19 protein-coding genes and 3 pseudogenes are annotated in these 24,452 nt (G+C 44.9%); 18 read left to right on the top strand and 4 right to left on the bottom strand.

Going from position 1 to position 24,452, the window contains the following annotated elements; all coding sequences use genetic code 11:
- Positions 1 to 71: 71 nt before the first annotated feature.
- The 5 genes from C772_RS11150 (at position 72) to C772_RS11170 (ending at position 7,305) form a co-directional block, all read left to right on the top strand.
- Positions 72 to 1,592, top strand: a complete 1,521-nt coding sequence (locus C772_RS11150) for a class I SAM-dependent DNA methyltransferase (protein WP_008300050.1) — start codon at positions 72 to 74, stop codon at positions 1,590 to 1,592.
- Entirely contained in the window at positions 1,582 to 2,838 is a 1,257-nt protein-coding gene (locus tag C772_RS16165) for a restriction endonuclease subunit S (protein ID WP_051059441.1), read from the top strand. Before C772_RS11150 ends, C772_RS16165 begins: the two co-directional genes overlap by 11 nt.
- Complete coding sequence (locus tag C772_RS11160; RefSeq protein ID WP_008300054.1) at positions 2,825 to 5,929, top strand: type I restriction endonuclease subunit R; 3,105 nt, start codon at positions 2,825 to 2,827, stop codon at positions 5,927 to 5,929. Before C772_RS16165 ends, C772_RS11160 begins: the two co-directional genes overlap by 14 nt.
- A gap of 93 nt (positions 5,930 to 6,022) precedes the next feature.
- Positions 6,023 to 7,048, top strand: coding sequence for a hypothetical protein (locus tag C772_RS11165; protein WP_035002232.1), 1,026 nt, complete (start codon positions 6,023 to 6,025; stop codon positions 7,046 to 7,048).
- A gap of 29 nt (positions 7,049 to 7,077) precedes the next feature.
- Positions 7,078 to 7,305 carry a hypothetical protein gene (locus C772_RS11170; RefSeq protein ID WP_008300057.1) on the top strand — a complete coding sequence of 76 codons (228 nt, stop codon included), beginning with the start codon at positions 7,078 to 7,080 and terminating at the stop codon, positions 7,303 to 7,305.
- Between the two features lie 309 nt (positions 7,306 to 7,614).
- Here C772_RS11170 and C772_RS16970 read toward each other — a convergent pair whose 3' ends face one another.
- Entirely contained in the window at positions 7,615 to 7,920 is a 306-nt protein-coding gene (locus tag C772_RS16970; RefSeq protein WP_326977100.1) for a hypothetical protein, read from the bottom strand.
- 26 nt (positions 7,921 to 7,946) lie between these two features.
- On the opposite strand from C772_RS16970, the pseudogene rlmD reads away from it, so the two are divergent.
- Positions 7,947 to 8,383 (top strand): annotated as a pseudogene (gene rlmD, locus C772_RS11175) (23S rRNA (uracil(1939)-C(5))-methyltransferase RlmD); the annotation flags it as partial.
- A 960-nt stretch (positions 8,384 to 9,343) separates the two neighbouring features.
- Here the strand turns inward: rlmD and C772_RS11180 are convergent.
- The 3 genes from C772_RS11180 to C772_RS11195 form a co-directional block, all read right to left on the bottom strand.
- A complete protein-coding gene (locus C772_RS11180; RefSeq protein ID WP_008300063.1) occupies positions 9,344 to 10,180 on the bottom strand; it encodes a S1 family peptidase in 837 nt (278 codons plus the stop codon).
- Positions 10,181 to 10,368: 188 nt separating this feature from the next.
- Positions 10,369 to 11,238, bottom strand: coding sequence for a phospholipase D-like domain-containing protein (locus C772_RS11185; protein WP_008300065.1), 870 nt, complete (start codon positions 11,236 to 11,238; stop codon positions 10,369 to 10,371).
- A gap of 1,458 nt (positions 11,239 to 12,696) precedes the next feature.
- The gene (locus C772_RS11195) at positions 12,697 to 14,313 is read right to left on the bottom strand and encodes a thiamine pyrophosphate-binding protein (RefSeq protein WP_008300069.1); all 1,617 of its coding nucleotides are present in this window, start codon (positions 14,311 to 14,313) and stop codon (positions 12,697 to 12,699) included.
- 162 nt (positions 14,314 to 14,475) lie between these two features.
- On the opposite strand from C772_RS11195, the pseudogene C772_RS16860 reads away from it, so the two are divergent.
- The 12 genes and pseudogenes from C772_RS16860 to C772_RS11250 form a co-directional block, all read left to right on the top strand.
- Positions 14,476 to 14,865, top strand: a pseudogene (locus tag C772_RS16860) (DUF1259 domain-containing protein); the annotation flags it as partial.
- A gap of 130 nt (positions 14,866 to 14,995) precedes the next feature.
- Complete coding sequence (locus C772_RS11205) at positions 14,996 to 15,958, top strand: tRNA dihydrouridine synthase (RefSeq protein ID WP_008300071.1); 963 nt, start codon at positions 14,996 to 14,998, stop codon at positions 15,956 to 15,958.
- A 72-nt stretch (positions 15,959 to 16,030) separates the two neighbouring features.
- Positions 16,031 to 16,717, top strand: a complete 687-nt coding sequence (locus C772_RS11210; protein ID WP_008300073.1) for a YjjG family noncanonical pyrimidine nucleotidase — start codon at positions 16,031 to 16,033, stop codon at positions 16,715 to 16,717.
- Between the two features lie 60 nt (positions 16,718 to 16,777).
- Positions 16,778 to 17,028 (top strand): annotated as a pseudogene (locus C772_RS16865) (tRNA-dihydrouridine synthase); the annotation flags it as partial.
- Between the two features lie 230 nt (positions 17,029 to 17,258).
- The gene (locus C772_RS11215; RefSeq protein ID WP_008300075.1) at positions 17,259 to 20,285 is read left to right on the top strand and encodes a DEAD/DEAH box helicase; all 3,027 of its coding nucleotides are present in this window, start codon (positions 17,259 to 17,261) and stop codon (positions 20,283 to 20,285) included.
- A 146-nt stretch (positions 20,286 to 20,431) separates the two neighbouring features.
- Positions 20,432 to 20,617 (top strand): HAD hydrolase-like protein, encoded by a 186-nt coding sequence (locus C772_RS16410; RefSeq protein ID WP_407637215.1) that lies wholly within the window; start codon positions 20,432 to 20,434, stop codon positions 20,615 to 20,617.
- Positions 20,618 to 20,695: 78 nt separating this feature from the next.
- Entirely contained in the window at positions 20,696 to 21,037 is a 342-nt protein-coding gene (locus C772_RS11225; RefSeq protein ID WP_407637216.1) for an AraC family transcriptional regulator, read from the top strand.
- A gap of 42 nt (positions 21,038 to 21,079) precedes the next feature.
- Positions 21,080 to 21,778 carry a DUF2711 family protein gene (locus C772_RS11230; protein ID WP_008300078.1) on the top strand — a complete coding sequence of 233 codons (699 nt, stop codon included), beginning with the start codon at positions 21,080 to 21,082 and terminating at the stop codon, positions 21,776 to 21,778.
- 31 nt (positions 21,779 to 21,809) lie between these two features.
- Positions 21,810 to 22,346 carry an NUDIX hydrolase gene (locus tag C772_RS11235; protein WP_008300080.1) on the top strand — a complete coding sequence of 179 codons (537 nt, stop codon included), beginning with the start codon at positions 21,810 to 21,812 and terminating at the stop codon, positions 22,344 to 22,346.
- On the top strand, positions 22,346 to 22,693 hold the full coding sequence (locus C772_RS11240; protein WP_008300081.1) for a DUF4260 domain-containing protein: 348 nt from the start codon (positions 22,346 to 22,348) through the stop codon (positions 22,691 to 22,693). The genes C772_RS11235 and C772_RS11240 overlap by 1 nt, the downstream gene beginning before the upstream one ends.
- A gap of 61 nt (positions 22,694 to 22,754) precedes the next feature.
- Positions 22,755 to 24,074: a serine hydrolase domain-containing protein gene (locus C772_RS11245; protein WP_008300083.1), complete on the top strand. Its 1,320-nt coding sequence runs from the start codon at positions 22,755 to 22,757 to the stop codon at positions 24,072 to 24,074.
- Complete coding sequence (locus C772_RS11250) at positions 24,075 to 24,446, top strand: VOC family protein (RefSeq protein WP_008300084.1); 372 nt, start codon at positions 24,075 to 24,077, stop codon at positions 24,444 to 24,446. It begins immediately after the preceding gene.
- The last annotated feature ends 6 nt before the right edge of the window (positions 24,447 to 24,452 follow it).

The following is a 24,452-nucleotide window of genomic DNA, read 5'->3' on the forward strand; positions in this document are numbered from 1 at the left end:
AACAGTCGCCAGTATCATTGTTTGTTTGGTATGCTTTGGAAAAGAGATAGTTATATAGGAGTGGTTTATATATGGTGACAGCGAATCTAGGGTTTGAAGAAAAACTTTGGAGTATGGCAGACAAGCTTCGGGGCAGCATGGATGCCTCAGAATACAAAAATGTTGTGCTGGGGCTTCTTTTCCTGAAGTACGTGTCCGATGCATTTGAAGAAAAGTATGAGGAACTGAAACAGGATGCATGGGCAGATCCAGAAGATAAAGACGAATACCTTGCCGAAAACATCTTCTGGGTGCCGCAGGAAGCGCGCTGGTCATTCATCAAGGACAACGCAAAGAAGCCGGAAATCGGTCAGATCATTGATGCTGCGATGATTGCTATCGAAAAAGAGAACGAATCTCTACGTGGAGTTCTTCCAAAGGCTTACAGCCGTCCTGAATTGGACAAAACCCGACTTGGAGAAACCATTGACCTCTTCTCTTTCAAGGTGGGTGACAAGGAAAGCCGTTCTAAAGATGTACTGGGCCGTGTGTATGAGTATTTCCTCTCGAAATTCGCTAGTGCGGAAGGCAAAGGGGGCGGGGAGTTCTACACTCCTCACTCGGTTGTCCGGTTGCTCGTTGAGATGATTGAACCGTACAAAGGGCGGGTGTATGACCCGTGTTGCGGATCCGGAGGTATGTTCGTACAGAGTGAGCGCTTTGTCGAGGAACATCAGGGGCGTCTCGGGGATATTGCTGTTTATGGTCAGGAATTCAACCCAACGACTTGGAAACTGGCCAAGATGAACATGGCGATCCGGGGAATTGATGCAAATCTCGGAGATCGGAATGCTGATACGTTCCACAATGACCTGCACCGCGGCCTGAAGGCCGATTATATCCTGGCCAATCCTCCATTTAACATCTCGGATTGGGGTGGGGATAAGCTACGTGATGATATGCGCTGGCAGTATGGTGTGCCGCCTGTTGGCAATGCCAACTACGCATGGATTCAACACATCGTCTCAAAGCTCGCCCCGACTGGCACAGCCGGCTTTGTTCTCGCTAACGGATCTATGTCTACAAGTACGTCGGCTGAGGCGGAGATCCGAAAGAATTTGATAGAGGAAGATTTGGTGGAGTGTATCGTGACACTGCCCGGACAGTTATTCTATTCAACGCAGATTCCGGTCTGCCTCTGGTTCCTGACCAAAAACAAGGCGAAGAACGGCAAGCGGGAACGCAGGGAAGAAATCCTCTTTATCGATGCCCGAAAAATGGGCTCCATGGTAGACAGGACGCACAAAGAGCTATCGGATGAGGATGTCAAGAAGATTGCAGACATATATCACTCATGGCGTGGGACTGATGACATGCCTTATGAAGACATCGCCGGATTTTGCAAGGCAGCAACGCTTGATGAAGTTCGTTACCACGAATATATCCTCACACCGGGGCGCTATGTCGGTCTTGAAGAAGCCGAAGAAGACGATGAGCCATTCGAGGAGAAGATGGATCGCATTACTGCCGAATTGTCCGAGCAACTTATCAAATCGAAGCAGTTGGAGGATGAGATTCGGGAGGCTCTAAGGGGAATTGGTTATGAGATATAATAATTTGTTTTATCCTGATCATTGGAAGGTAAGTAAATTAAAAAATTACGTAGAAATAATTACTGATTATGTAGCTAACGGAAGTTTTGCTTCATTAAAAGAAAATGTAAAGTATCTTACAGAAGAAGATTATGCGATTTTAGTTAGACTTGTCGACTATAATAACAATTTTAATGGGCCATTTGTTTATTTAGATCAACATGCTTATTCTTTTTTAAAGAAAACGAAGTTGTTTGGTGGAGAAATTATTATTTCTAATGTTGGAGCAAATGTAGGGACTGTATTTCGAGCCCCTGACATAGGAAAGAAGATGAGCTTGGGCCCTAATGCAGTCACATTAAAAACTAAGGGTATAGACGATTTTTATTTTTATTGGTTTAAAAGTAAATATGGGCAAGCAGCTATAAGCTCAATAATTACTGGAAGTGCACAGCCCAAGTTCAATAAGACTAATTTGAAAGAAATAGAGATTCCTATACCTCCAATAGAAGAACAGAAAAAAATTAGTAATATATTTCGGATTATTGATACGAAGATAGAGATTAACAGACATATTATCAATTCTTTAGAGTGCCTTTCCCAAACCCTTTTTAAACACTGGTTTATCGACTTCGAATTCCCAAATTCGGAAGGTTACCCGTATAAATCAAGTGGCGGGAAAATGGTGGAGAGTGAGCTTGGGGAGATCCCTGAGGGGTGGGGAATTCGGGAACTTGGTAGCATACTAGAATTGTCTTACGGAAAGCCGTTGAAAAAACAAGATAGGATTCCAGGTCCATATCCTGTGTACGGTTCAAATGGAATTGTAGACACTCACAATGCAGCGTTGGTAAAAGGGCCAGGGATCATAGTCGGAAGAAAAGGAAACCCAGGGACAGTAAAGATGGAATTAAGAGATTTCTTCCCAATAGATACAACTTTTTTCGTGGAAATGAAGGCAGATAGTATCCCTCTTCCATTCATCTATTTTATGTTGCAAAATCAAAACTTAGATAATTTGAGTGCAGACTCAGCAGTTCCTGGATTGAATAGAAACCATGCATATAGAAATAAAACAGTCCTTCCCAAGGGGCAAGTATTGATGGAATTTAATAGCATGGTCAATCCGTTGTTTAAATTAATGGATGAGACTATAAGTCAAAATCAATTGCTTATTGAGCTTCGCGACACCCTTCTACCTAAGTTGCTTTCCGGTGAAATTGAACTCTCGCAAGATGGTGAGGTGACGGTGCATGAGCCGATTTGAAATCAATGAGGATACGCTCGAATTGTCGATGCTGACTTGGCTGGAGGAAGTAGGCTATGAAATCGGGAATGGACCGGAGCTCTCACCGGGAGGGGATCGGCCAGAACGGGAGGATCATCAGGATGTGGTGCTGGATGGGCGCCTTGAGGATGCACTTCTCCGCATCAACCCGGGAACACCAGCCCCAGTCATTGCTGATGCAGTCCGACAAATTACCGCCGTGCAGTCTCCAAGTTTGATTGAAAACAACCAAGCGTTCCACCGGTTCATCACGGACGGCGTTGATGTATCCGTCCGGGAGCCGGACGGTCGGGAAGCGGTTCGGAAACTGTGGTTGTTTGATATTCAAAACCCGGAAAAGAATGATTTTTTTGCCGTGAACCAATTGACGGTTGTTGATGGGCAATCTACGAAACGCCCTGACGTCGTTCTCTTCATTAACGGACTTCCTCTTGTAGTTGTGGAGCTCAAGGACTCTAAGAACGAGTCGGTGGGGTTGTCCGAGGCTTACAACCAACTGCAGACCTATAAGCAAACGATCCCATCCCTCTTCCAGTTCAACGCCTTCATGATTGCCAGTGACGGCATTAATGCACGAGCTGGTTCGCTTACGGCTGACGAGGACCGGTTCATGATGTGGCGCACGGCAGATGGAGAGCGCGAGGCGTCTCTTGCCATGCCGCAGCTAGAAGTGATGACTAGAGGGATGCTGAAGAAAGACGTATTGCTCGATTTAATCCGGCATTTCATCGTGTTCCAGACAGACGGAAAGAACACGCTAAAGATTCTGGCGGCCTATCATCAGTATTATGCCGTCAACAAAGCGGTTGAGGAAGCCAAACGAGCCTCCTCTGACGAAGGTGACCAGAAAATCGGCGTTATTTGGCACACCCAAGGGTCCGGGAAGTCACTTACCATGGCGTTTTTCTCCGGAAAACTGGTACTGGAACTGAACAACCCGACACTGGTTGTACTGACAGACCGTAATGATCTCGACGACCAGCTGTATGCCACATTTTCTAAGTCCGACGGTCTTCTTCGTCAAACGCCAAGGCAGGCGGACAGCCGGTCAGATTTAAAACAACTATTGTCGGTCGAATCCGGAGGAATCGTCTTTACGACAATGCAGAAGTTTGCTCCGGATGAAGGTGCTGAGACCATGGAACCTCTTACAACTCGCCGGAACGTGATTGTCATGGCTGACGAGGCGCACCGGACGCAGTATGGGTTCAATGCGCGTATCAACCGGAATGATGATGCTGCCTCCATGAAATACGGATATGCAAAGTACATGCGGGATGCCCTACCCAATGCGTCCTTCATTGGTTTTACCGGTACACCAGTCGAGGCAGAGGATCGGAATACACCGGCCGTCTTTGGCCATTACATCGACGTTTATGACATGACGCAGGCTGTTGAGGACGGGGCAACGGTGCGGATCTACTACGAGAGCCGTGTAATACCTCTGGACCTACCTGATGGCATTGATTTGGATCCGGATTATGATGAGATCACTGAAGATCAGGAAATGACGGTTCGAGAAAAACTGAAATCAAAATGGTCCCGCCTGGAAGCTCTTGCCGGTGCTGAATCACGCGTACAAAAGCTCGCGGCCGACATCATAAGGCATTTCGAAGAGCGACAGTCGGCCATTGAAGGCAAAGGCATGATCGTCACCATGTCGCGCAGGATCGCCATTGAATTGTACAAAGAAATCGTGAAGCTTCGCCCTGATTGGCATTCTGATGATGACGATAAGGGCGTCATCAAGATTGTCATGACAGGGTCGTCCAGTGACCCGCCTGATTGGCAGCCGTTCATTGGAAACAAAGCAAGACGGGACTTCCTTGCCCGACGGATGAAGGATAACAATGACGAATTAAAACTCGTCATTGTCCGTGACATGTGGCTGACGGGCTTTGACGTGCCGTCCATGCATACGATGTACGTCGACAAGCCGATGCGCGGCCATAACCTAATGCAGGCGATTGCGCGCGTCAATCGGGTCTTCCGGGACAAGCCGGGCGGTTTGGTTGTGGACTATATCGGTATAGCGGACTCCCTGAAGGAAGCACTCCGGCAGTACACGGATTCGGACCGGGAAAACACCGGAATTGATACGGAAAAAGCTGTGGAGTTGATGTTCGAGAAGTTTGAGGTTGTTCAGGAGATGCTGTACCGGCATAACTACGACAAATACCTTTCCGACAAGCCGGCAGAGCGCATGCAGGCAATCACGGAAGCCATGGACTTCGTAATCGGTTTGGGAGAGGAAGAAAAGAAACGCTTTATCCAGACGGTTACCGAGCTCGCGAAAGCGAATGCCCTATGCGCCACGCATCCGGACGCTGAGGAACACGCAGCAGAAATCGGCTTTTTCAAGGCAGTGAAGGCAGGTTTGGTGAAACTCCTTGCAGGGCCCGGCGGTCGCAAGCAGACAGCCGCGCAGGTCGATGCCCGGCTGAAGCAACTCATCTCAAAATCGGTCATTTCCGAGGAAGTCATCGACATCTATGGTTCCCTCGGCTTAGAGAACCCAGACATCTCGATCTTGAGCGATGAATTCCTGTCCGAGGTTCGGGCCTTGCCACAGAAGAATTTGGCGATTGAGTTGCTGAACAGACTCCTTCAGGGTCGTGTTAAAAGCGTTCAGCGCACCAATCTGGTGCAGGCAAAGAAGTTCACCGATCTCCTGAACAATGCCATCAATAAGTACAACAAGCGCGCTATTGACTCATCCAAAATCCTCGAGGAACTAATTACGCTGGCCAAGCAGATGGATGAATCCATCAAAGCAGGCGAAACTGCCGGTGTCAGCCAGGAGGAAATCGCATTTTATGATGCGCTTGCCAACCATGAGACCGCTGAACAGGTTTTGGGCGATGATACCTTAAAACTGATTGCTCATGAGCTGACCAAAGCGATAAAAGAGAACATGACCATTGACTGGAACTTACGTGCAAGTGCCCGCGCAAAAATGCGGATTACCGTGCGCAGACTGCTCAAACGCTATGGCTATCCGCCGGACCTGGAGAGGCTGGCTGTAGATACAGTTGTTAAACAGGCAGAGCTTATGGCAGCCAATCTATAATTTTGGTCCAACAAGAGTCGAAAGGAAAGTCGGTCTTAACTGAACCGGCTTTCCTTTTTGCAACATCATTATGAGACTTAAGGGGCTGACATCGTGAAGCGATTATGGTTCATAGGGGGACTCATGTTCATAATAATTATGTTCTCGGCTTGTTCTCCAGATTCTGAAGAAGGAAAACTGTCTGCTGATCAGAAAGTTGCTATCCAAGATGCCTTAAAAGACATTGTCCTAATTGATTATTTGCCAATAGCAGTAACGCGTAATGAGTATAAAGGTTTTAATCTTTTGGAAGGTGAGCAGCCACAGCGTGTTACTGAAATGATGAGTGTGGATATCGTAAAAGCATCGTTAGGAAAAAATAATGTAACTGAACGTACGATGGAGTCGACTGTATATACTAAAACCGATGAGGGGCCATATACACCATTTTGGCAGGCGGTAACTTCTTATATTGTTACTACAGATATAATCACAGATAGTTATGGTAGTGTTTATTTAAAACATAGTCCTTCTTGGGAGTCTGATGGCTACATCTACAAAGTGACGGGGATCGAGGAGACGATAGAAGTAGAGGCAGGTGTCTTTGAGAACTGTCTTATTGTAAATTATTTTTCGCAAATAGACGGCAGCAGGATAGGCGAATCTGTTTATGCTCCAAAGGTTGGCCTAATTAAATCTACTATCTTCCCGCCGGATAGGGAATCAATGGTGTTAAAAGAATTGACAAAGACTGAAACTACAGAGCATGCAAGTGTAGACTATAGGTTACTTGAGGAAATGAGAGGTACAACAACCTCTGCTTCTACTGGTGCATTAGACGAGGCTGAGCCAGTTGAAGATAATTTAGACGAGGAAGACTTGGTGTATTCTGATGAAACAGAAGAAGAGTCGCTTGTTGACGAGACTTTTAAAGATCAATCTATCACCGAAACGAACCTTTGGGGAAAGGTCAGTTCTCTTTATCTTGCGGACTATACAGAACGCGTAAATGATATGGCACGAGACCAGTTAGACACGGCCCTTTTTCATAATCCGGCCTATGAGGAAACCCTAAACGGAGGGATTTATAGCTTTCCTGTGATGACCTATGCCTCTCCATCAGTGATGAACTTGTCGTAGCAGTTTCAGAGTCAGGAAACATCAGGGGTATGTCGTGGAAATCAGAAGAAATGCTTTCCGAAGAAATAGCACTACATATTCTGATGTATCTGAAGGCCTTAGTTGATCCTGCAGAAAGTGAAAACCCAGAGATCAACGAACGGGTGGAACAATTTGTTTTCAGTTCTTCTAATCCATCAAAAGCAGAGTTTGGCGAGTTTGCAGCTGAACTGTCTAGTAGCTATGAAGGATTTGTATTCAGATTTTATGTGAAGTGACTTATGGATCTATGCATTAAGAAGCCGGTGGCTCGCTTCTTCATTGCCTGCTTCAGGGATCGAGTCCTTGCAGGCAAGCGGCTGAATCACCTTCGGGGTCTGGCGTAGCCGCCCAGGAACTACACCGAGATGCTTTGCTCCTTCAATAAAGTGCACATCAAAAAATTCATTGGAGTGATAGTTTACTGTGAAATGTATAAAGTGCGGTATCTTCTTTAGTCCCACAGACATAATTGAGTTTCCGATAGGACAAGAACCCATATGTGATACTTGTTGCATAGACGACAGCTACTATCTAATAGAGTCCTGTCAAACTACCTGGGTTGTTAAGGGTGAGAGTTTTACTTCAGCTCTCGAAAAGTGGGAGGACTTGAATGCGTCAATTTCATTTAACTTAAATAAAGATTTAAGAATAAAGAAAATTGATGTGTTTATTGAGGCATAATAAATAATGTTAGTTTCGTTGTTCAGGACAACGACTGTGATATCGAATCCGTACCGATGTCGGTCATAAGATCCGGAGCACCATCTAGAGCCCTCCGTCACCGACAATCGCGCTACTTGTTTGTCCGGGTTTACCAGTTTTGCGATTGCAGCAGGCAGGCCGGAGCCCATCGTCCGCCAGTAGCCAGAGCGGAATAACTGTCATAGACGCCTACTGCGGCATCGGCAAGATTTCGCTTTTCCTCGCGAAGAAAGCGAAGGAAGTATACGGCGTCGAAATCGTCCCTCAGGCGACGAAGACGCCAAGCGCAACGCCAAGGTGAACGGCTTCACGAACACCCGATTCGAAGCCGGAGCGGCCGAAGACGTTATCCCGCGCTGGTACAAGGAAAAACGGTTCGACGTCCTCGTCGTCGACCCGCCAAGGAAGGGCTGCGACGAGCACCTTCTCCGGACCATCCTCGAGTACCGCCCGAAGCGCCTCGTCTACGTCAGTTGCAACCCGGCCACCCTCGCCCGCGACCTCCGCATCCTGGAAGACGGCGGCTACAAAACGAAAGAAGTTCAGCCGGTGGACATGTTTCCGCAGTCGAGTCATGTGGAAGCTGTGACTTGGATGGAATTAAATCAATAAATACTATGGCGAACTCCGGTTTGGAGTTCGTTTTTCATTACTTAATCACGAACAGAGTGCTGTGAAATTAAGAATCTTGCTAGAAAAGGGTTATAGAAGAGAGATTGAAGTAATGAAGATATTTGAAAAGATGATTACGGGTAAAATCATTAAAGTAACTGCGAAGAAGAGCTAGAACCTCAAGTGGAAACTTTGTTGCTATATTGGGACAGATAGAAGAAAAAGAATTAATTAATGGTTTCTCTCTTCAAATTGGTTGGTCCGTCTATTATTTATATGAGAAACGGGTAGTTTTATAAGAGGCGTACCGAATAAGTCTCAAACTAATCTTTTGCAGAGTGAATTCAACGGGTAAACTGAACTGGCCGATTAAACCGGATATTCATATATGACTTGCCATTAGCACGTTTTCTATTTCTCTTAATAGTCAACGTCACCTGGAACCGAAATTCAAGAAAAAGGGCGAGGTTCGAACTATCCGCAGCGTCGTGCCGGATGTGACATCGTCGTCAAGAACGTAACGCCCGGCAAACGAACGTCATTATGGGCGATGAAACGATTACACTCTACGGACCGCCCGTCATAACGGACAAAATCGGCCGCGTGACATTGGAAAAAATGTGTCAGGCGATTTGTTTGGGATCCAACCCAGCCTCCAGGAAGATTTCATAGGGAGTTTTACCTTCCTGATAGGCCTTCACTGCCTCCAGCTTGAATTATAGGCGCGTACTGGGTAGTCTTATCTGTCACATGGAGGACATTCGGATTGACCTCGAGTAATCGGCGAATAGATTTACTAATGGGTTGGCGGCTCATCAAAATCTCCTCCGTTCAATATTGTGTTCAGTATTCTATTGACAACGCAAAAACCCCGAACCGGGACGTTTTTTAAGTGTCCGTAGTTAGGGGGTCAGTATCTTTCACTAACGTACTTATCTAAGATTATTGTTCTTAATTTCGTTATTGAACATTTCTAATTATTTCTCCATCATTATTTATGAAGTAAGATTTAATGACTTTTACACCGTCGAAAAAACCGCCGCCATCTTCATATGTAAAACCCACTAATTCAGGTTTATCGTCCCTACAAATGAATACTGGACCTCCACTTAGGCCACCAAGTCTTTTTAAGTCGCTTATCTCTTTAAGGCCTAATGCCTTTTTCCAATTCTCACGGCTAAACTTCACAATTAATCGTCTATCGGTTACATCCATAATTTCTTCATGTATGGCAGTATAATAAATTGAAGAGAACATTTCCTCATCTTCCCTGAAAATACCAGGGAAGCCGGCTATATATACTTGATCTCCAATCTCACTTTCTGAAGGAGGCCATGACTCAGGAGTGAAAAACATCTTACCTGTATCCTCCAAGTCCTTATTTAAACTCTCTGATAAATCTATTACCGCAAGATCCAAATCGTCATCGATACTTACTATTTTTTCTTCGATATTATATACTTCGACACTCCCTATTAGTAAGCGCTTTGCCTCAATAGCCCCTTTAATAACATGAGCATTAGTTATCAAAAAGTCTCTATTTAACCTAAGTAAACAACCAGAGCCGTTATTTCTTTCTTCAGTACCAAATACAATAGAGACCGTAAAATTTTTAAAATAGGTTACAAAGATTTCTCCGTATCCAGCCTCTCTATAACGTCCTTTGTGTAATTGGTTCGAATAATGTTTAATTGAATCAATTAATTCCTTAATATAAACCTGTTTCTTTTCTGTACTTTCCTCATCATACACTTTTTCCAATGCATTTATTAAAGAACTTTCAAAAGAACCTACCATGCTAAAACCCCCATGTTTTATAAATCAAGTAATGAGTTAGGTGAATTATTCGATAATAATTACAGTGGTCCTCTTATCGTACTTTAAAGAAAACCCCTTCTTAAACCAACCATTGGTGAGGGGAACATTGCGCTTTTAATTAAAAATGTATCTATGATACCTAAAGTAGATACATAAAACTATTTTTATTATGTAATGCGTTGGAAGCTTATAGCTCCATTTTTCTCGTACATTGCTTTCAGTAAGTTAATTGCTCCGGGGATCCATTCTAACAGATGAACTAAGCTCTGTTCGAAGCCTTGCCATTCTCCGTCACATATTTCATGATAGGTACCTTTCCAATCATAATCAGAATGATAAAAGAGTCTAAACCTTCGGTAAAATCTTGAGCTCATTGATAATTCCTTAACTATATAATGGATAGTTAAAAACTCTTCGTTGTATTGCTCTTGACATAGTTTATCCTTATTTTGTATATATTGATGGTATATCTTTTTTAATTGTTGTTCAAGTTGTCTTAAACTAACTATATCCAAGGTTGGAGCATCTATTACTAATCTAGATTCCATAGATAGTTTATCAAAAAAGACGTTCTCTTTATATTTCAATATTTGTTCTTCATCCCAAAACAGTAATCCGCATTCATGGTTATTATTGCTCCCAAAACTAAAGTTAGCCGAACCAATATAAGCAATTTTGTCAGTCAAAATACACTTCACATGATTATTAGGTAAATTTAGTACGGTTATAAGTTGTTGAAATTCTTCAGACGGCTTAGCATTTTTATTGTTAGTTTGAATTTGATAAATTAGCCGTACATCTATCCCTGAATTTGCTGCATTAATTAAAAATTGATGCATAGTAGGTATCTGGGAAGGATAGTAACCTTTATCTTCGAAATTAAAGTTATAAGTCGATATGTATAGAAAAGTGGCTTCTTCTAAAATATGTTCGGGTGTAAATATCTCTGAAATTAGATTATCACCCTTATGATATAACAAATAGGATTTTTCACTTATAGAAACTCCTGGATTTTTTAAAAACGTTCTCCAAGTCATTTTATTCCCCCCCTAAAAATAAAGTCTAAATTTAACTGTATCATAATAATTGGGAAATTAACTACATAATGATCACATACTTCGCTTAAAAAATTAAAATGTTTATTGGGAGTTCCATTTAAATACTTAGGACTATCTTAGCTCCGGATGAATCAAGATATATTTTTGAGTAGCATGAATTACTAAATGGGGGATTATTAAGACGAGAAGGATTTGGTATCGATGGTTATCTTCGTCACCCGAAAACGCAAACTCCCGTAGAAGGGCGCTGTAGTCGACCTCATCCCTGGCGTGGTGCTAGACGTCACATCCATCGTCGAAACGTCATCGACCGAATGACGAACGTATCATGGGCGACGTGACGATACCGCTCTACGCACCAAGTGTCATCACCGACACGATCGGTGGCGTCACATTCGAAATCTTGGCCCGTTCGTTCTACGAGATCGACCATACCGAAGTTCTCTACTCGCAGGGTGGGCAAATTTCCCGTACCACCGGACGCTTAGAGAATACTGCCTCGGCGAACAGAGCGCACTCGGAGAACCGCAGTTGAGAAAGATTTCATACGGCAACATACTTTCGTGAAAGGCCTTAACGGTCCCTCAATTTGAATTCCGGTACGTACTGTATTGCCTTATCTCCATCACATAAAGGACATTTGGATTGTCTTCGAGAAGTCGGCGAATAGGCTTGCGAATAGGTTTGCGGCTCTTCAAAATCTCCTCTGTTCAACTTTTGCGTCCTGTATAACGAGGTTTTTAATAACGCAAAGACCCGAACCGGGACTTTATTAAAGTATCCGCAGTTCGGGGTGCAGTTCATTATATCAATAGCTTTATTTTTTTAACCTGAAATAAGAATCGTGAGCAATCGATAATTAACTACTTAATCACAATTCTTTATAATCGGGTAAATAAACTTCCTGGAACAGTTCATAAAGTCCTCCCAACAACTTTCATGTATTCCAATTCTGCCTGGCAAATAATTCGGTCTACTGTCAGTAAAATAGTGAGATACAAAACAATAGGTATGGCAGGACCCATGCATCGTATTTCTATCATTATTTATTACAATGTAGTGACCCCCGCCGTACTCGTTACGTCCCCATCCCTCCCCGTGAAAATCAACAGGAGGTTGAATTACAGTTATGTGATACTTCCCTTTCTCACCTTCCATAACAAAGTGGTGAAAGTTTTCTTTCTGATTGTGTTCAACCAACCTAACCATGAATTTCCTCCTTTAATTTTCATCCCCCTATTGTATGATTGTTCAAAGATCAATAGGAATAAAAAGGGCGCTCCAATAACAACACTTAGGAAAATAAAACACTGATCACTCCCATATTGAGATCACCCTATATCGGTCTTAATAATCCGCTTAACCAATAGGCCCTAAACAACCACTTAAAAACACTACTGAGGATGCTTACATCCACAGTAGTGTTTTACATTCCAATTATTCAGTCTCAGGGAAAAACACCTGAGCTGTAGGGATATCAACGAGCGACGGACCACTTGTTTGGAGTGCCTCCTCCAACACCGATTCAAGCTCTGCATCCGACTCAGGCCGGAACCCTTTCCATCCGCAGGCTTCTGCAAGCTTGACGAAGTCTGGGTTGGTGAGGTCGGTCCCGATGTCTTTTGTCCCCATTACATCGATTTTGTCTTTCTCCATCTGCAGGGATTCGTTGTTTAGGACCACGACTGTGATGTCGAGTCCGTACCGGATGGCGGTCATAAGGTCCGCGAGCACCATTTGGAGTCCGCCGTCACCGACAATTGCGACGACCTGTTTGTCCGGATGGATCAGTTTGGCTGTCATTGCGGCGGGAAGGCCGAAGCCCATGGTCCGCCAGTAGCCGGAGAATACGGTTTTCTGATTGGTCTGCCGGAAGTTGCGGTTCGTCCAGACCGTGTTGTCTCCGGTATCCAGCGCGAGGATGGCGTCGGGTGCAACGGTTTTGTCGAGCGCACGGATGATCCGGGAGGGGTGTATCGGGTACCCTTCGGAATTGCCTTCCTCTTCATTTTGACGTGCCCATTTTTCTTTGACTTCCTGACAGCGGCTGACCCAGTCATCGGAACGGGAGAAGCCTTCAAGGTGCTCATTTAATAAAGGAAGGACCTCTTCCGTGGTACCGACGATTCCCAGTTCAACTGGAATGTTCTTTTCGACCTGGTTGAAGTGGGGGTCAATTTGGATCACCTGCGCATTGGTAGGCACATGCCCTTCCGGCCACCAGGTGGTTCCTGCAAGAAGCACGACATCGGCTTCCTTAAATAGCTCGGCAGCAAACGGATTGCCGCCTTCACCGATTCCTTGCAGCATCAGCGGGGCGGATTCCTCAATCAGCCCTTTGCCGCCGAGGCTTGCCAGGATGCCGGCGCCCCATGACGCGGCCAGTTTCTGAAGCTCTTCTGCGGTTCCGGCGGCCCCGGAACCGGCCAGAATCATCGGCCGTTTTGCTGATTTCATGATGCTCGCCGCCTTTTCCAGGCTTTCTGTCGTAAAGACAGTGGTGCCCTGAATGGCTTTGGCCAATGGTCGAGCTTTTTTCTTAGACTCCGCCATGAACAGATCTTTTGGCACGGACAGGTGGGTGACCGCCCGCTGTCTGAGCGAGGTGGCCACCGCTTTTTCAAGGAGATCGGCCGCCGCGTCCGGATTTGTCAGGTTCTCGGAATAGGCGACAAACGGCTTCACGAGATCCTGCTGGTTGATGAACTGCGGAGTCGCTGTTCCGTATTTGTCAGTGGGTGCCTGTCCGGTGAGGGCAAGGACGGGGGCACGGTCTGCATGGGCATCACCCAGGCCATTAAGCAGGTTGGTCGCTCCAGGGCCCATCGTCGCCGTACAGACGCCCAGCCCTCCTGTCAGCTTCGCTTCGGCGGATGCCATGAAGGCCGCCGTCGACTCATGTTTGGTTGTAATGAACTGGATCTGGTCCTGTTTGGCCAGTGCGTCGATGAACCCGATCGTCGCATCACCGACGACTCCATAAATCCGTTTCACGCCGTACAAGGACAACTGCTCGAGCAGCAATTCTGCAACGGTTTGTTCTGTTTTCGCCAAAATGAACCTCCTAGTCGACTTCATTTTTACTACCATTAGTTCTTCCACTAACAGTTACCCGGCAAACTCACCCGCAAAATACAGAAATCCATTCTTCACAGATCCCGGAAAGTTTCCGTAAGCTACAGAAATAACGGAGAACTGATAAAGGGGACGGGAAAAGTGGTTGATTACGATCAACTCTGCAAACAATTTGCGCAGATTCTCAATGGTCAGGGCAAGTGGGAAAAAGGGGGATGTTCGGTTTCTTTCCATCGGACATTGAACACGACCGTACAAGGGAAAAAAAGCAACCGGGTTATGACGGCCAATGTGTCGTTCGAATCTCTCGATCAAACTGGCCGTACGTTGAATCTGGCGGAAGTTGCAGTTCTCCAGGAGGAAGTTCCAGTATTCATACGAACATTGTCGCAGTACGGGCTGATCGTCAGTGCGCTCCATAATCATTGGCTCTTCACAAATCCATTAGTCATGTATGTTCATATTCAGTCAGTTGAACCGCCTCTCGACTTTGCAAGAAAATTGGCGTATGCTTTCCGGTTTTTGAGCAGCCCTTTCTTGGCCACTAAGCTTTTGGTCATAAAGGCAGTCTTGCCGACAGATGATTTCGTAGACCGGATTTTTTTAATTAATTCCGCTATAATTGACCTAATGCTTTTATGTGAGAGGACTGGAGTAAGAAATGAAAGAGAATTTTTGGCGCAATTTGCCGCGTCCATTTTTTGTGCTTGCCCCGATGGAAGATGTGACGGATGTGGTGTTCCGCCACGTCGTCGCTGAAGCCGGCAGGCCGGATGTGTTTTTTACCGAGTTCACGAACTCGGACAGCTATTGCCATCCGGAGGGGATCAACAGCGTTCGCGGTCGGTTGCTTTTCACTGAAGACGAGCAGCCGATGGTCGCGCATATCTGGGGGGACAAGCCCGAGTATTTCCGCCAGATGAGCATCGGCATGGCGGAAATGGGATTCAGCGGCCTTGATATCAATATGGGCTGCCCGGTGCCGAATGTGGCGACAAGGGGGAAGGGAAGCGGCTTAATCCTACGCCCTGACCTTGCTGCGGAACTAATCCAGGCGGCCAAAGCTGGCGGACTCCCTGTCAGCGTGAAGACCCGCCTCGGCTTTAATGAAGTGGACGAGTGGCAGGAATGGCTGATGCATATTCTGGAGCAGGACATCGCGAACCTCTCGATCCACCTGCGGACGAGAAAGGAAATGAGCCAGGTCGATGCGCACTGGGAACTGATTCCTGAGATCAAGAAACTACGCGACCGGGTGGCACCGGATACGTTGCTGACGATCAACGGGGACATCCCTGACCGACAGAAGGGCCTGGAGCTCGTCGAGCAGTACGGGGTAGACGGTGTCATGATCGGCCGTGGAATTTTCAAGAATCCGTTTGCCTTTGAGAAAGAGCCGAAGGAACACAGCACGAAGGATTCTCTGGACCTCCTGAGGCTCCACCTTGATCTGCACGACCGATACATCGAGGAAGTGCCGCGTTCCATCACCGCGCTTCACCGATTTTTCAAGATCTACGTCAAAGGATTCTACGGAGCCGGAGAGCTGAGGAACCAGCTGATGCAGACGAAATCGACAGACGAGGTTCGGGCACTGCTGGATCAGTTTGAATCAAAAGACTGAAACACAAAGGAGCCTTTTCTCGATGAGAAGGCTCTTTTGCCATGATCGGCATGAAAGGCGGAGGATTTACCTATGAAACAGTACGATGTGATTTTATTCGACGTTGACGACACGCTCATGGATTTCGACAAATCGGAGCAAGCGGCATTCGGCAGTGTGTTCGGCAAATATGAGTTGCCTGATGCCCTTGAGCGATACAGAAAAAGTTACCGGACAATCAGCGTGGGTCTGTGGCGTGATCTGGAAGACGGGAAGCTGAGCCTTGGGGACTTGGGGTCGGAACGATTCAGAAGATTGTTTTTGGAACATGAGCTGGATCTGGATGCAGTGGTCTTTAATCAGGACTACTTAGGCTTTCTTGGAGAACAGATGCATCTTGTCCCGGGAGCCGAGAAGGTCATTGAAGCCCTGTCCCACAAGCGTCTGGCCATCATCACGAACGGCTTTAAGGATGTGCAGACATCCAGGATCGGGAACTCCCCCTTTAAAGATTCGTTTGAGCAGATCATCATTTCGGAAGCCACGGGATTCCGGAAGCCGCAAAAAGAAATCTTTGATTACGCCTTGGAACAGCTGCAGGTCACGGATCGCTCTTCTGTCCTGATGGTGGGCGACTCGCTGACTTCTGATATTCAGGGAGGGCTGAACGCCGGGGTGGACACATGCTGGTTTAATCCGGCCCGAAAAGAAAACCAGACACCAATTGTTCCTACATTCGACATTAGCAGGCTGGAAGACCTTTTGGACATTGTCATCTGATGCGAGCCCCACAATGGGGTTCGTTTTTTATTGGTTCGTCTTTTTTATAGACAGCAGTCAGGCTTCCCCGTGCCGAATGTGGCGACAAGGGGGAAGGGAAGCAGCTTAATCCTACGCCTGACCTTGCCACGGAACTGTCCAGGCAGCCAAAGCGGTGACTCCCTGTTAGCGTGAAGACCCGCTCCAGCTTTAATGAAGTGGACGAGTGGCAGAAATGTCCTGCGCATATTCTTGAGCAGGACATCGCGAATCTTTCGATCCATCTGCGGACGAGAAAAGCAATGAGTCAGACTGATGTACACTGGAAACTCCAAGGCAAACGGATTCTTTGATGCAGACGAAATCCAACCAATTTAATAAAGGAGCATAACTTTATTATTCACAAAATAATTGTTGAATGGGCTTAGGGTTAGATGGTTTTAAAGTAGAAATAAACTTATAAACCTTCTTTTTAAAAATGTTATAATTGAATCAATATTAGGAAGTTAAATTAAGCAATTTTCAAGAGATATAGTAATAAATACTAACTAGGGAGACGAAAATGGAACGGTTCAAAGAAATAATTGGGCAATTAAGACCTTATCAAAATATTGCTATTACAAAGATTAATAGCTATTTAAGTAGTGATTCCGTGAAACAGGCACTTGTAAAGATGCCTATGGGGACTGGGAAAACAATAGTTATTAGTATTACAAGTTCAATACTTGCTCAAGATACTTCGGTTTTAATAGTAGCCCCGTCTACAGCCGTAAAAAATCAATTAATATTTGAGATACAGCAAGGGTGTTGGGATAAATTAGGTGTTGATTATCGCCCGTCACAAGAGGTTTGTGGAGTAATTCCTTCTAGCTTAATAGTAAAGGAATCTCCCACTATTTACGTCACTACAATTCAAGCATTGGTTAAACTGAAAAATGACTCTAACGAAGGCTTTCGGAAGTTACAACAAGTCATTGGGCTAATAATATTTGATGAAGGGCATAGAGAACCAGCCGAAGCCTGGAGAGGTATTATTCGGTCTTTTGAAAAAAAGAGTATTTTATTCACAGCTACACCTATTCGAAATGACAAAAATAAATTTAACTTGGACGAGAATTTTATTTTCTCCTATTCCCATCAAGAAGCATTATCTGATCAATATATTAGACAAACAGAATTTAAATTGTTACCGAATATTAATGATCCAAGAGAGTTTGCTAATGAAATATTTACTCGATACCAAGATTACATTGAAGAGTTCGATGAAAGTGATAGTGGATTGAAGTGCATAATAAGGTGTGGAGATTCTGATACAATTCAATCAATGGTGGAAGAATTAGAGGGGAAAGTTCAAGTTATTGGTATTCACGAGAATTTTGTGAAAAGCAGCAATCCAAATCTTATAACACAGGTTCCTAGCGATATTCAAAACCGTAGTGAAAAGGTTTGGATTCATCAATACAAACTTATAGAAGGCATAGACAATAAACAATTTTGCGTTTTAGCCATTTTTGATCCTTTGTCAGACTCGCGATCTTTAGTCCAACAAGTTGGCCGTGTAATAAGAAAAGGAGATTTTGAAATTAATGCTTTAGTTTTGATTAAAGAGAAAGATGCTTTTCAAATGGACTGGTGGAATTCCTATATTAATTTTGAACAATTACTATCGAATAATCCTGAGAATCTTATGTTTAATTATGAAGAGTATTTTAACCAAGTGAGGGATGCAAACCCTACAGCTACATACATGGAAAATAGATTTTTAAGACGCTTTGATCTTGAAAGAGAACATGATTCTTATGAAAAATTAAAAAAATATCAACTTCCTCTAAAAGTAAATATTTATAAAAATCAAAGTCGGTTTGACAAACTTGAGACCATAAAAACTATTTTTAGTATTATTTTATATGATTTGCATGAAAACGATTACTTAATTTTAGATGAATTTGAAGTTGATTCTATTTCTACGGGGTGCATCGTATACTCACGCTATGAAAATAGCAATATTTTGGTGAATGAAAGTTTTCTAGAAGTAAAACTTGAAATAATACTCTTTAGATTGTTAAATAATAAATTATATATTTACAGCAGTACTACATATCTTCCTTCTTTACTTAGTGAAGGATGGAAAAGAATAAATGCAAACACATTAAAACAACTGTTGTTAAGAGACTCGAAGGTTTCTCAAGTAACTATTCAAAATGGAGGTGTTAGCCATAATAACTTTAGTAGAATGATTATGGATGCAGAAGATGTTTCTAGTATGACACCAGATATAACTGATAAATATAACCTGTGCACAACTTTGGTAGGAAGTAAGAAAGTTGAGAAAAGCACTATCAGAAACTATTTGGGTTTTTCAAATGCGCGTGTATCACAAAGTGATAAAAATGTTGATTTACTTACATATATTGGTTGGTTAGATAAAATAGATGCGCAACTATCCGAAACCTCGAAAGAAATTCATCCTATTTTTAATCGTTTTGCTACTGTAACAGATGTACCGAACGAATTAACTCCATCATCTATTCTAATCTATTTTGATCCAAACATTGTGTTTTTGACATATAGCTATGGAACTTTAACAGAATTGGATCAATTATTTTATACAGTAAGGAATTCAAAATTTAACTTAAGATGGGATAATCGTTCGTTTGAAATTAATATTGCTTATTCGATGGATGAAGGAAGATATATTCTGAAGTACAGTGAAGGAACAGAAAAATTGAATATTGTGGTCAATCAGTATAATAAGGGCAAAATTGAATTATTGGATTGGTTAAACGAGGAGCAATCCTTCCAAATTATTTTGAAGGGTAACTTGGATAGATATTTTAAAGGTACTTTTTTTAAGACTGGAATACCTAGCGATTTCGACAGTTTGATAAACATTATGGATGAATATGAAATTGATTTACCTGGAAATGTTAAACTCAATGAAAAGGGAGCCAACAAATCTGCAATTCTTCAAGAGTGGCATAATGCTTGGGACAAAAATTCATTGTTCCATTTAGTTGCGAATAGAGGAATAGATATTAATAATAATGCACATATAAAAAGTTTGTTAAGTGATGCTGATTATATAATCTGTACTGATTTGCAGACTGAAGTTGCAGACTTTATTACTATAAGCGAGTCGAAAGAAACTGTAAGTTTCATTCATTGTAAAGCAGGGAAATCAAAATTATCAGCAACAACATTTCAAGAAGTAAGTGGGCAAATAATTAAAAATTTGGATTACGTTAACAAAGGTAGTACAAAAAAGCCAATCTATGATTATTGGGATAAAGAATGGAAACATGAGTCCTATAGAGTAAAAGTAAATAGGAAAATTGCAAATCCACATAATTTAACTGCCTCGGAAATCTGGAGTAAGTTAAAAGATATTCAACAATCTCCTACTTCAAAAACCTATGTAATTGCATTAATGGGTAATGCTTTTTCCAAATCTTCTTATTTGAATGAGAAAAGGAAGCAATATGGAGATCAAAAACCAGAAATTATTCAAATTGATTACCTACTAAATCAAACAGCCATTGCAGTTCAACGTGCACAAGCAGAATTTATTCTTTCATTTAATAAATGTTAATAATAATTAACTTAATAATTGAAAAGCGAATTTGCAATTCTTGGATTGTTGCAACACTAAGATAGCAGACGACAAATACTTTAGTTGAATTATTATCAAGCGGGGCAGTTGGCTAGCAACTAATATTTCCTGAGTGGCTCCGGCAACTGCGGATCACGGACCGTTCTTCTGTCCTGATGGTGGGCGACTCGCTGACTTCCGATATCCGGGACGGACTGAACGCCGGGGTGGACACATGCTGGTTTAACCCGGCCCGCAAGGAAAACCAGACACCAATTGTGCCTACATATGAAATCAGCCGGCTGGAAGACCTTTTGAACATTGTCATCTGATGCGAGCCCCAACAATGGGGTTCGTTTTTTGTTGGTTCGTATTCCACTGGATTTATGGTTGTGTGATAATTGGAATAGATTACTAGAGAAGAGGGGGCGTCCCAGTATGGAAGACATTCCGGAAACCGTCAGAACGGAGTCCATTCAATCTTGATCGAGAAGCGCCTTCATGCAATGAAGATCGGGCTGGCTGTGTTGGAGCATGTCTGGAACCGGCAATCCCATCCTAACGGGCAAGAGGCATTATCAAAAGCCCGCGATGTACTCGTCGGTCTGATTCCATCCATCGAGAAGGCATATGCTAATTCCAAGAGCGCCAGCCCCCAGCGGACTCTTCTTGAGCGAAGGCTGAAATCGCTGGAACTTGCGATACAGGCAATCAATGAACATTGCGGAGAATATGATGTCTTTAAACGATAGGGCTAAAAATGATATTACCTATCAGAAAAGAGGGGGAGCCAGATGGAGGAAGAAGTCAGGTACTTGCCGCCACCGCACAGGTACGCGGTCTGTTCAAATGATGAGGTCCCGATCAAGTCGTTCTATCAGGATATTTTCAGTGATGTCTTTATCTTCTTCCATCCGTTCATCAAGCCGGTGACACTGCCGCTTGAACGGTATTTTTCTGTTCCTCTACTAGGGAAGCATGAGATCATCCGGCACTGTGAAGCTGTCAGGTGGCAGGAGTTTCTTTCCCTATCCGGAATCAATTCGATTCGCCATCTGGATATCGGTCTTCGCACAGGGATCAGCGGGCTAAATGAAAAACATGCCGACGAACAGCTTGCTGAAAGAGTCTTTGCAGTGTGCGATGAGCACCGTTTGGTTCCGCCAACTGAAGGGTTTTTGCCGGAGCTGCTGATCAATGACGTATTGAGTGCCGTGAAAAAAGAGGGGTACGAGTGGCTCTGGGTTGGCGACGAATTTTGCACAGAACTGAAACTTGAATATATTGACGATCTGATCACAGGGGACACATTGGAAAGACATAATCTATTTACGCATGACCAATCTCTTCTCATCACTACCCATTGGGACAGCCATTTCTCAATGATCTGCTCAAACGACAGAAATAGGATGGAGCGGATCGTCCAAGACTGTAACTTGGAAGGCTTCTACTGCGATGATTGCACAGAAATCTACTGGAGCGTCAGAAATTGATCCATAAACAGGAGTGCTAAGGGGAGATGAAATGACGGAGCTGTGGGACATCTATGATGCGGAAAGAATGAAAACAGGCAGGACGATGACGCGCGGAGGCGAATTCAAAGAGGGGGACCTTCATCTGGTCGTTCATGTGTGCATCTTCAACAGGGAAGGGAAGATGCTGATCCAGCAGAGGCAGACATTCAAGGAAAGCTGGCCCGGCATGTGGGACCTGACGGCAGGAGGAAGCGCGACAGTTGGCGACAGCAGCCAGGCAGCCGCGGCAAGGGAGCTCGAGGAGGAGTTGGGGATCCGCCTGGACTTGGAAAACGTAAGGCCGCAATTGACCATCAACTTCGAACGGGGGTTCAATGACGTCTATCTGATTGAAAAGGGGATCGACCTTGAGCAGCTCACCCTGCAATACGAGGAAGTCCGGGACGCCAAATGGGCAACTGCCGATGAAATCGAAAGGATGATCGAGGACGGCACGTTCATCCCATATTACCCAAGCCTGATCCGGCTTCTTTTTGATATCCGGAGCCAATATGGCTGCCGGCGGACAGACAGGAGGCAGAAGTGATGGTAAGGATTCTTTTGCACATCGAAGGCCTGGCGATCTTGCTGTTGGCCCTTTATCTGTATGCTTCGAATTCGTTCAGCTGGCCGATGTTTTTCATCCTGCTTTTCGCACCGGATATTTCCGCACTCGGATACCTGGCCGATCTGAAAACAGGGGCCAAGATGTATAACTACTTTCACACCACTTCTGTCCCGCTCATCTTGATCATCGCAGGACTCCTCTTTAACAGCGGATTCATTCTGGCAATCGGCCTCATCTGGCTGGCCCATATTGGGATGGACCGGATGCTCGGCTACGGACTCAAGTATCCGACCCGTTTTAAGGACACCCATTTAAGCCGCCTATAAGATTTTCAATTCACCTAAAGGGACTTTGAATGAAGGTTCCGGAACTAACCCGGAGGATTTTATGGAAGCAGAATTAATTAGGAAGTATGTTGATTCACTCGATGCACGAGGCTATTTTAGCGGTGCCATTGCGGTCCGGCATAAGGAAGAGACTCTCCTCTGCAAAGGTTATGGCATGGCGGATTACGGGTTTAGTGTCCCGAACTCCTCCAACACCAGGTTCAAAATCGGATCGTTGTCAAAAGCGTTTACCGCGATGGCCATCCTCCAACTTGAGGAGAAGGGCGTACTCCGGAGGGAAGACCCGATCAGCCGTTTCTTCAGTGACTTTCCGGGCGGTGACCAAATCACTATCCATCACCTGCTTTCCCATATGAGCGGTGTGGCCGATTTTGCTTCGCGTCCTGACTATTGGACACAGATGATGCGCCTTCCGGCCACGACGCAAACGCTGATGGAGACCATCAGAGAACTGCCGCCGGAATTTAAGCCCGGCAGCCAGGCCGGTTATTCCAACTCCGGCTATACGATTCTCGCCGCCATCATCGAAAACGTGACCGGACTCAGCTACGGGGACTATATGGACGAACACGTATTCAAGCCGCTCGGCATGAAACACACAGGCAGTGATGACGGCAGGACGGTCATCAGCCAGTATGCCCAGGGCTATACGCTCGACCGCGACATCAGGCGGGCGGAGTGGATCGACATGAGTGTGGCGACGGGTGCCTACAGCCTGTACTCGACGGCGGAAGACCTGCTTCTCTGGGACCGGGCACTCAGCGGAGAAAGCATTTTCGGTCAGGAACTGCCCGCAAAGATGTTCACCCGGCACAACGAAATGTGCGGATACGACTGGTTCTTCAGGGACGAAGAAAAAGATTGGGGCAGGCGCACCAGCTGGGAACACTTCGGTGACGTCAACGGCTTCGCGTCGTTTTACGTCCGTTATCCGGAAGAAGCCTTATCGGTCATCGTTCTGAGCAATTTTGGCCTGACACCGGTAGACCGGATCGCAAAAGACATTGCCTCCTCTGTATTTGAGCAGAGAGACTGTGCGCTTGATTCGCCTGCTTCAATCGTTCCTGATGAGCGGCTCATTGCCGCCATTACCGGAACGTACAGTTCGGAGCAGGGGCAGCTGAATATCTTTTTGGAAGATGGCCGGGTATTTGCTGCCTTGCCGAAGATGTACGGGGTCATTTATAACTGTGAAATCATACCTGTCGCCGCTGACTGTGGACAGGTGAGTTTCAAGGGCAGACATTTAAACGATGAATTGATCATTGACCTGCAGCAGCAAAGCATGACCCATACGGACCCCTACGGAACAAGGGTCCGTTATTTGAAGAAAACAACGAATCTGGGGGAGGACTTGTAAATGAGCATCGGTGCATTTTCACTTAGCCTGACGGTCAAGGATCTTCAGGCATCCAAGGAATTCTACGAGAAACTCGGCTTTTCCGCGCTTGGCGGTGATGAGGAAAACGGGTGGCTGATCCTTAAAAACGAAGACTGCGTGATCGGGCTGTTCCAGGGGATGTTTGAGAAGAACATGCTGACGTTCAACCCGGGCTGGAACAGCAGCGCCGAAGAAGTGAACCCGTTCAGGGACGTAAGGGAGCTCCAGGAAGAGCTTAAGGCAAAGGGGATTGAATTTATTACTGAAGCGGACACATCGACGGAAGGGCCGGCCCACTTCGTGATCGAAGATCCGGATGGCAATCCGATCCTGGTCGACCAGCACAGATAACCGAAA

This window comes from Bhargavaea cecembensis DSE10, assembly GCF_000348905.1.
Lineage (GTDB): Bacteria > Bacillota > Bacilli > Bacillales_A > Planococcaceae > Bhargavaea > Bhargavaea cecembensis.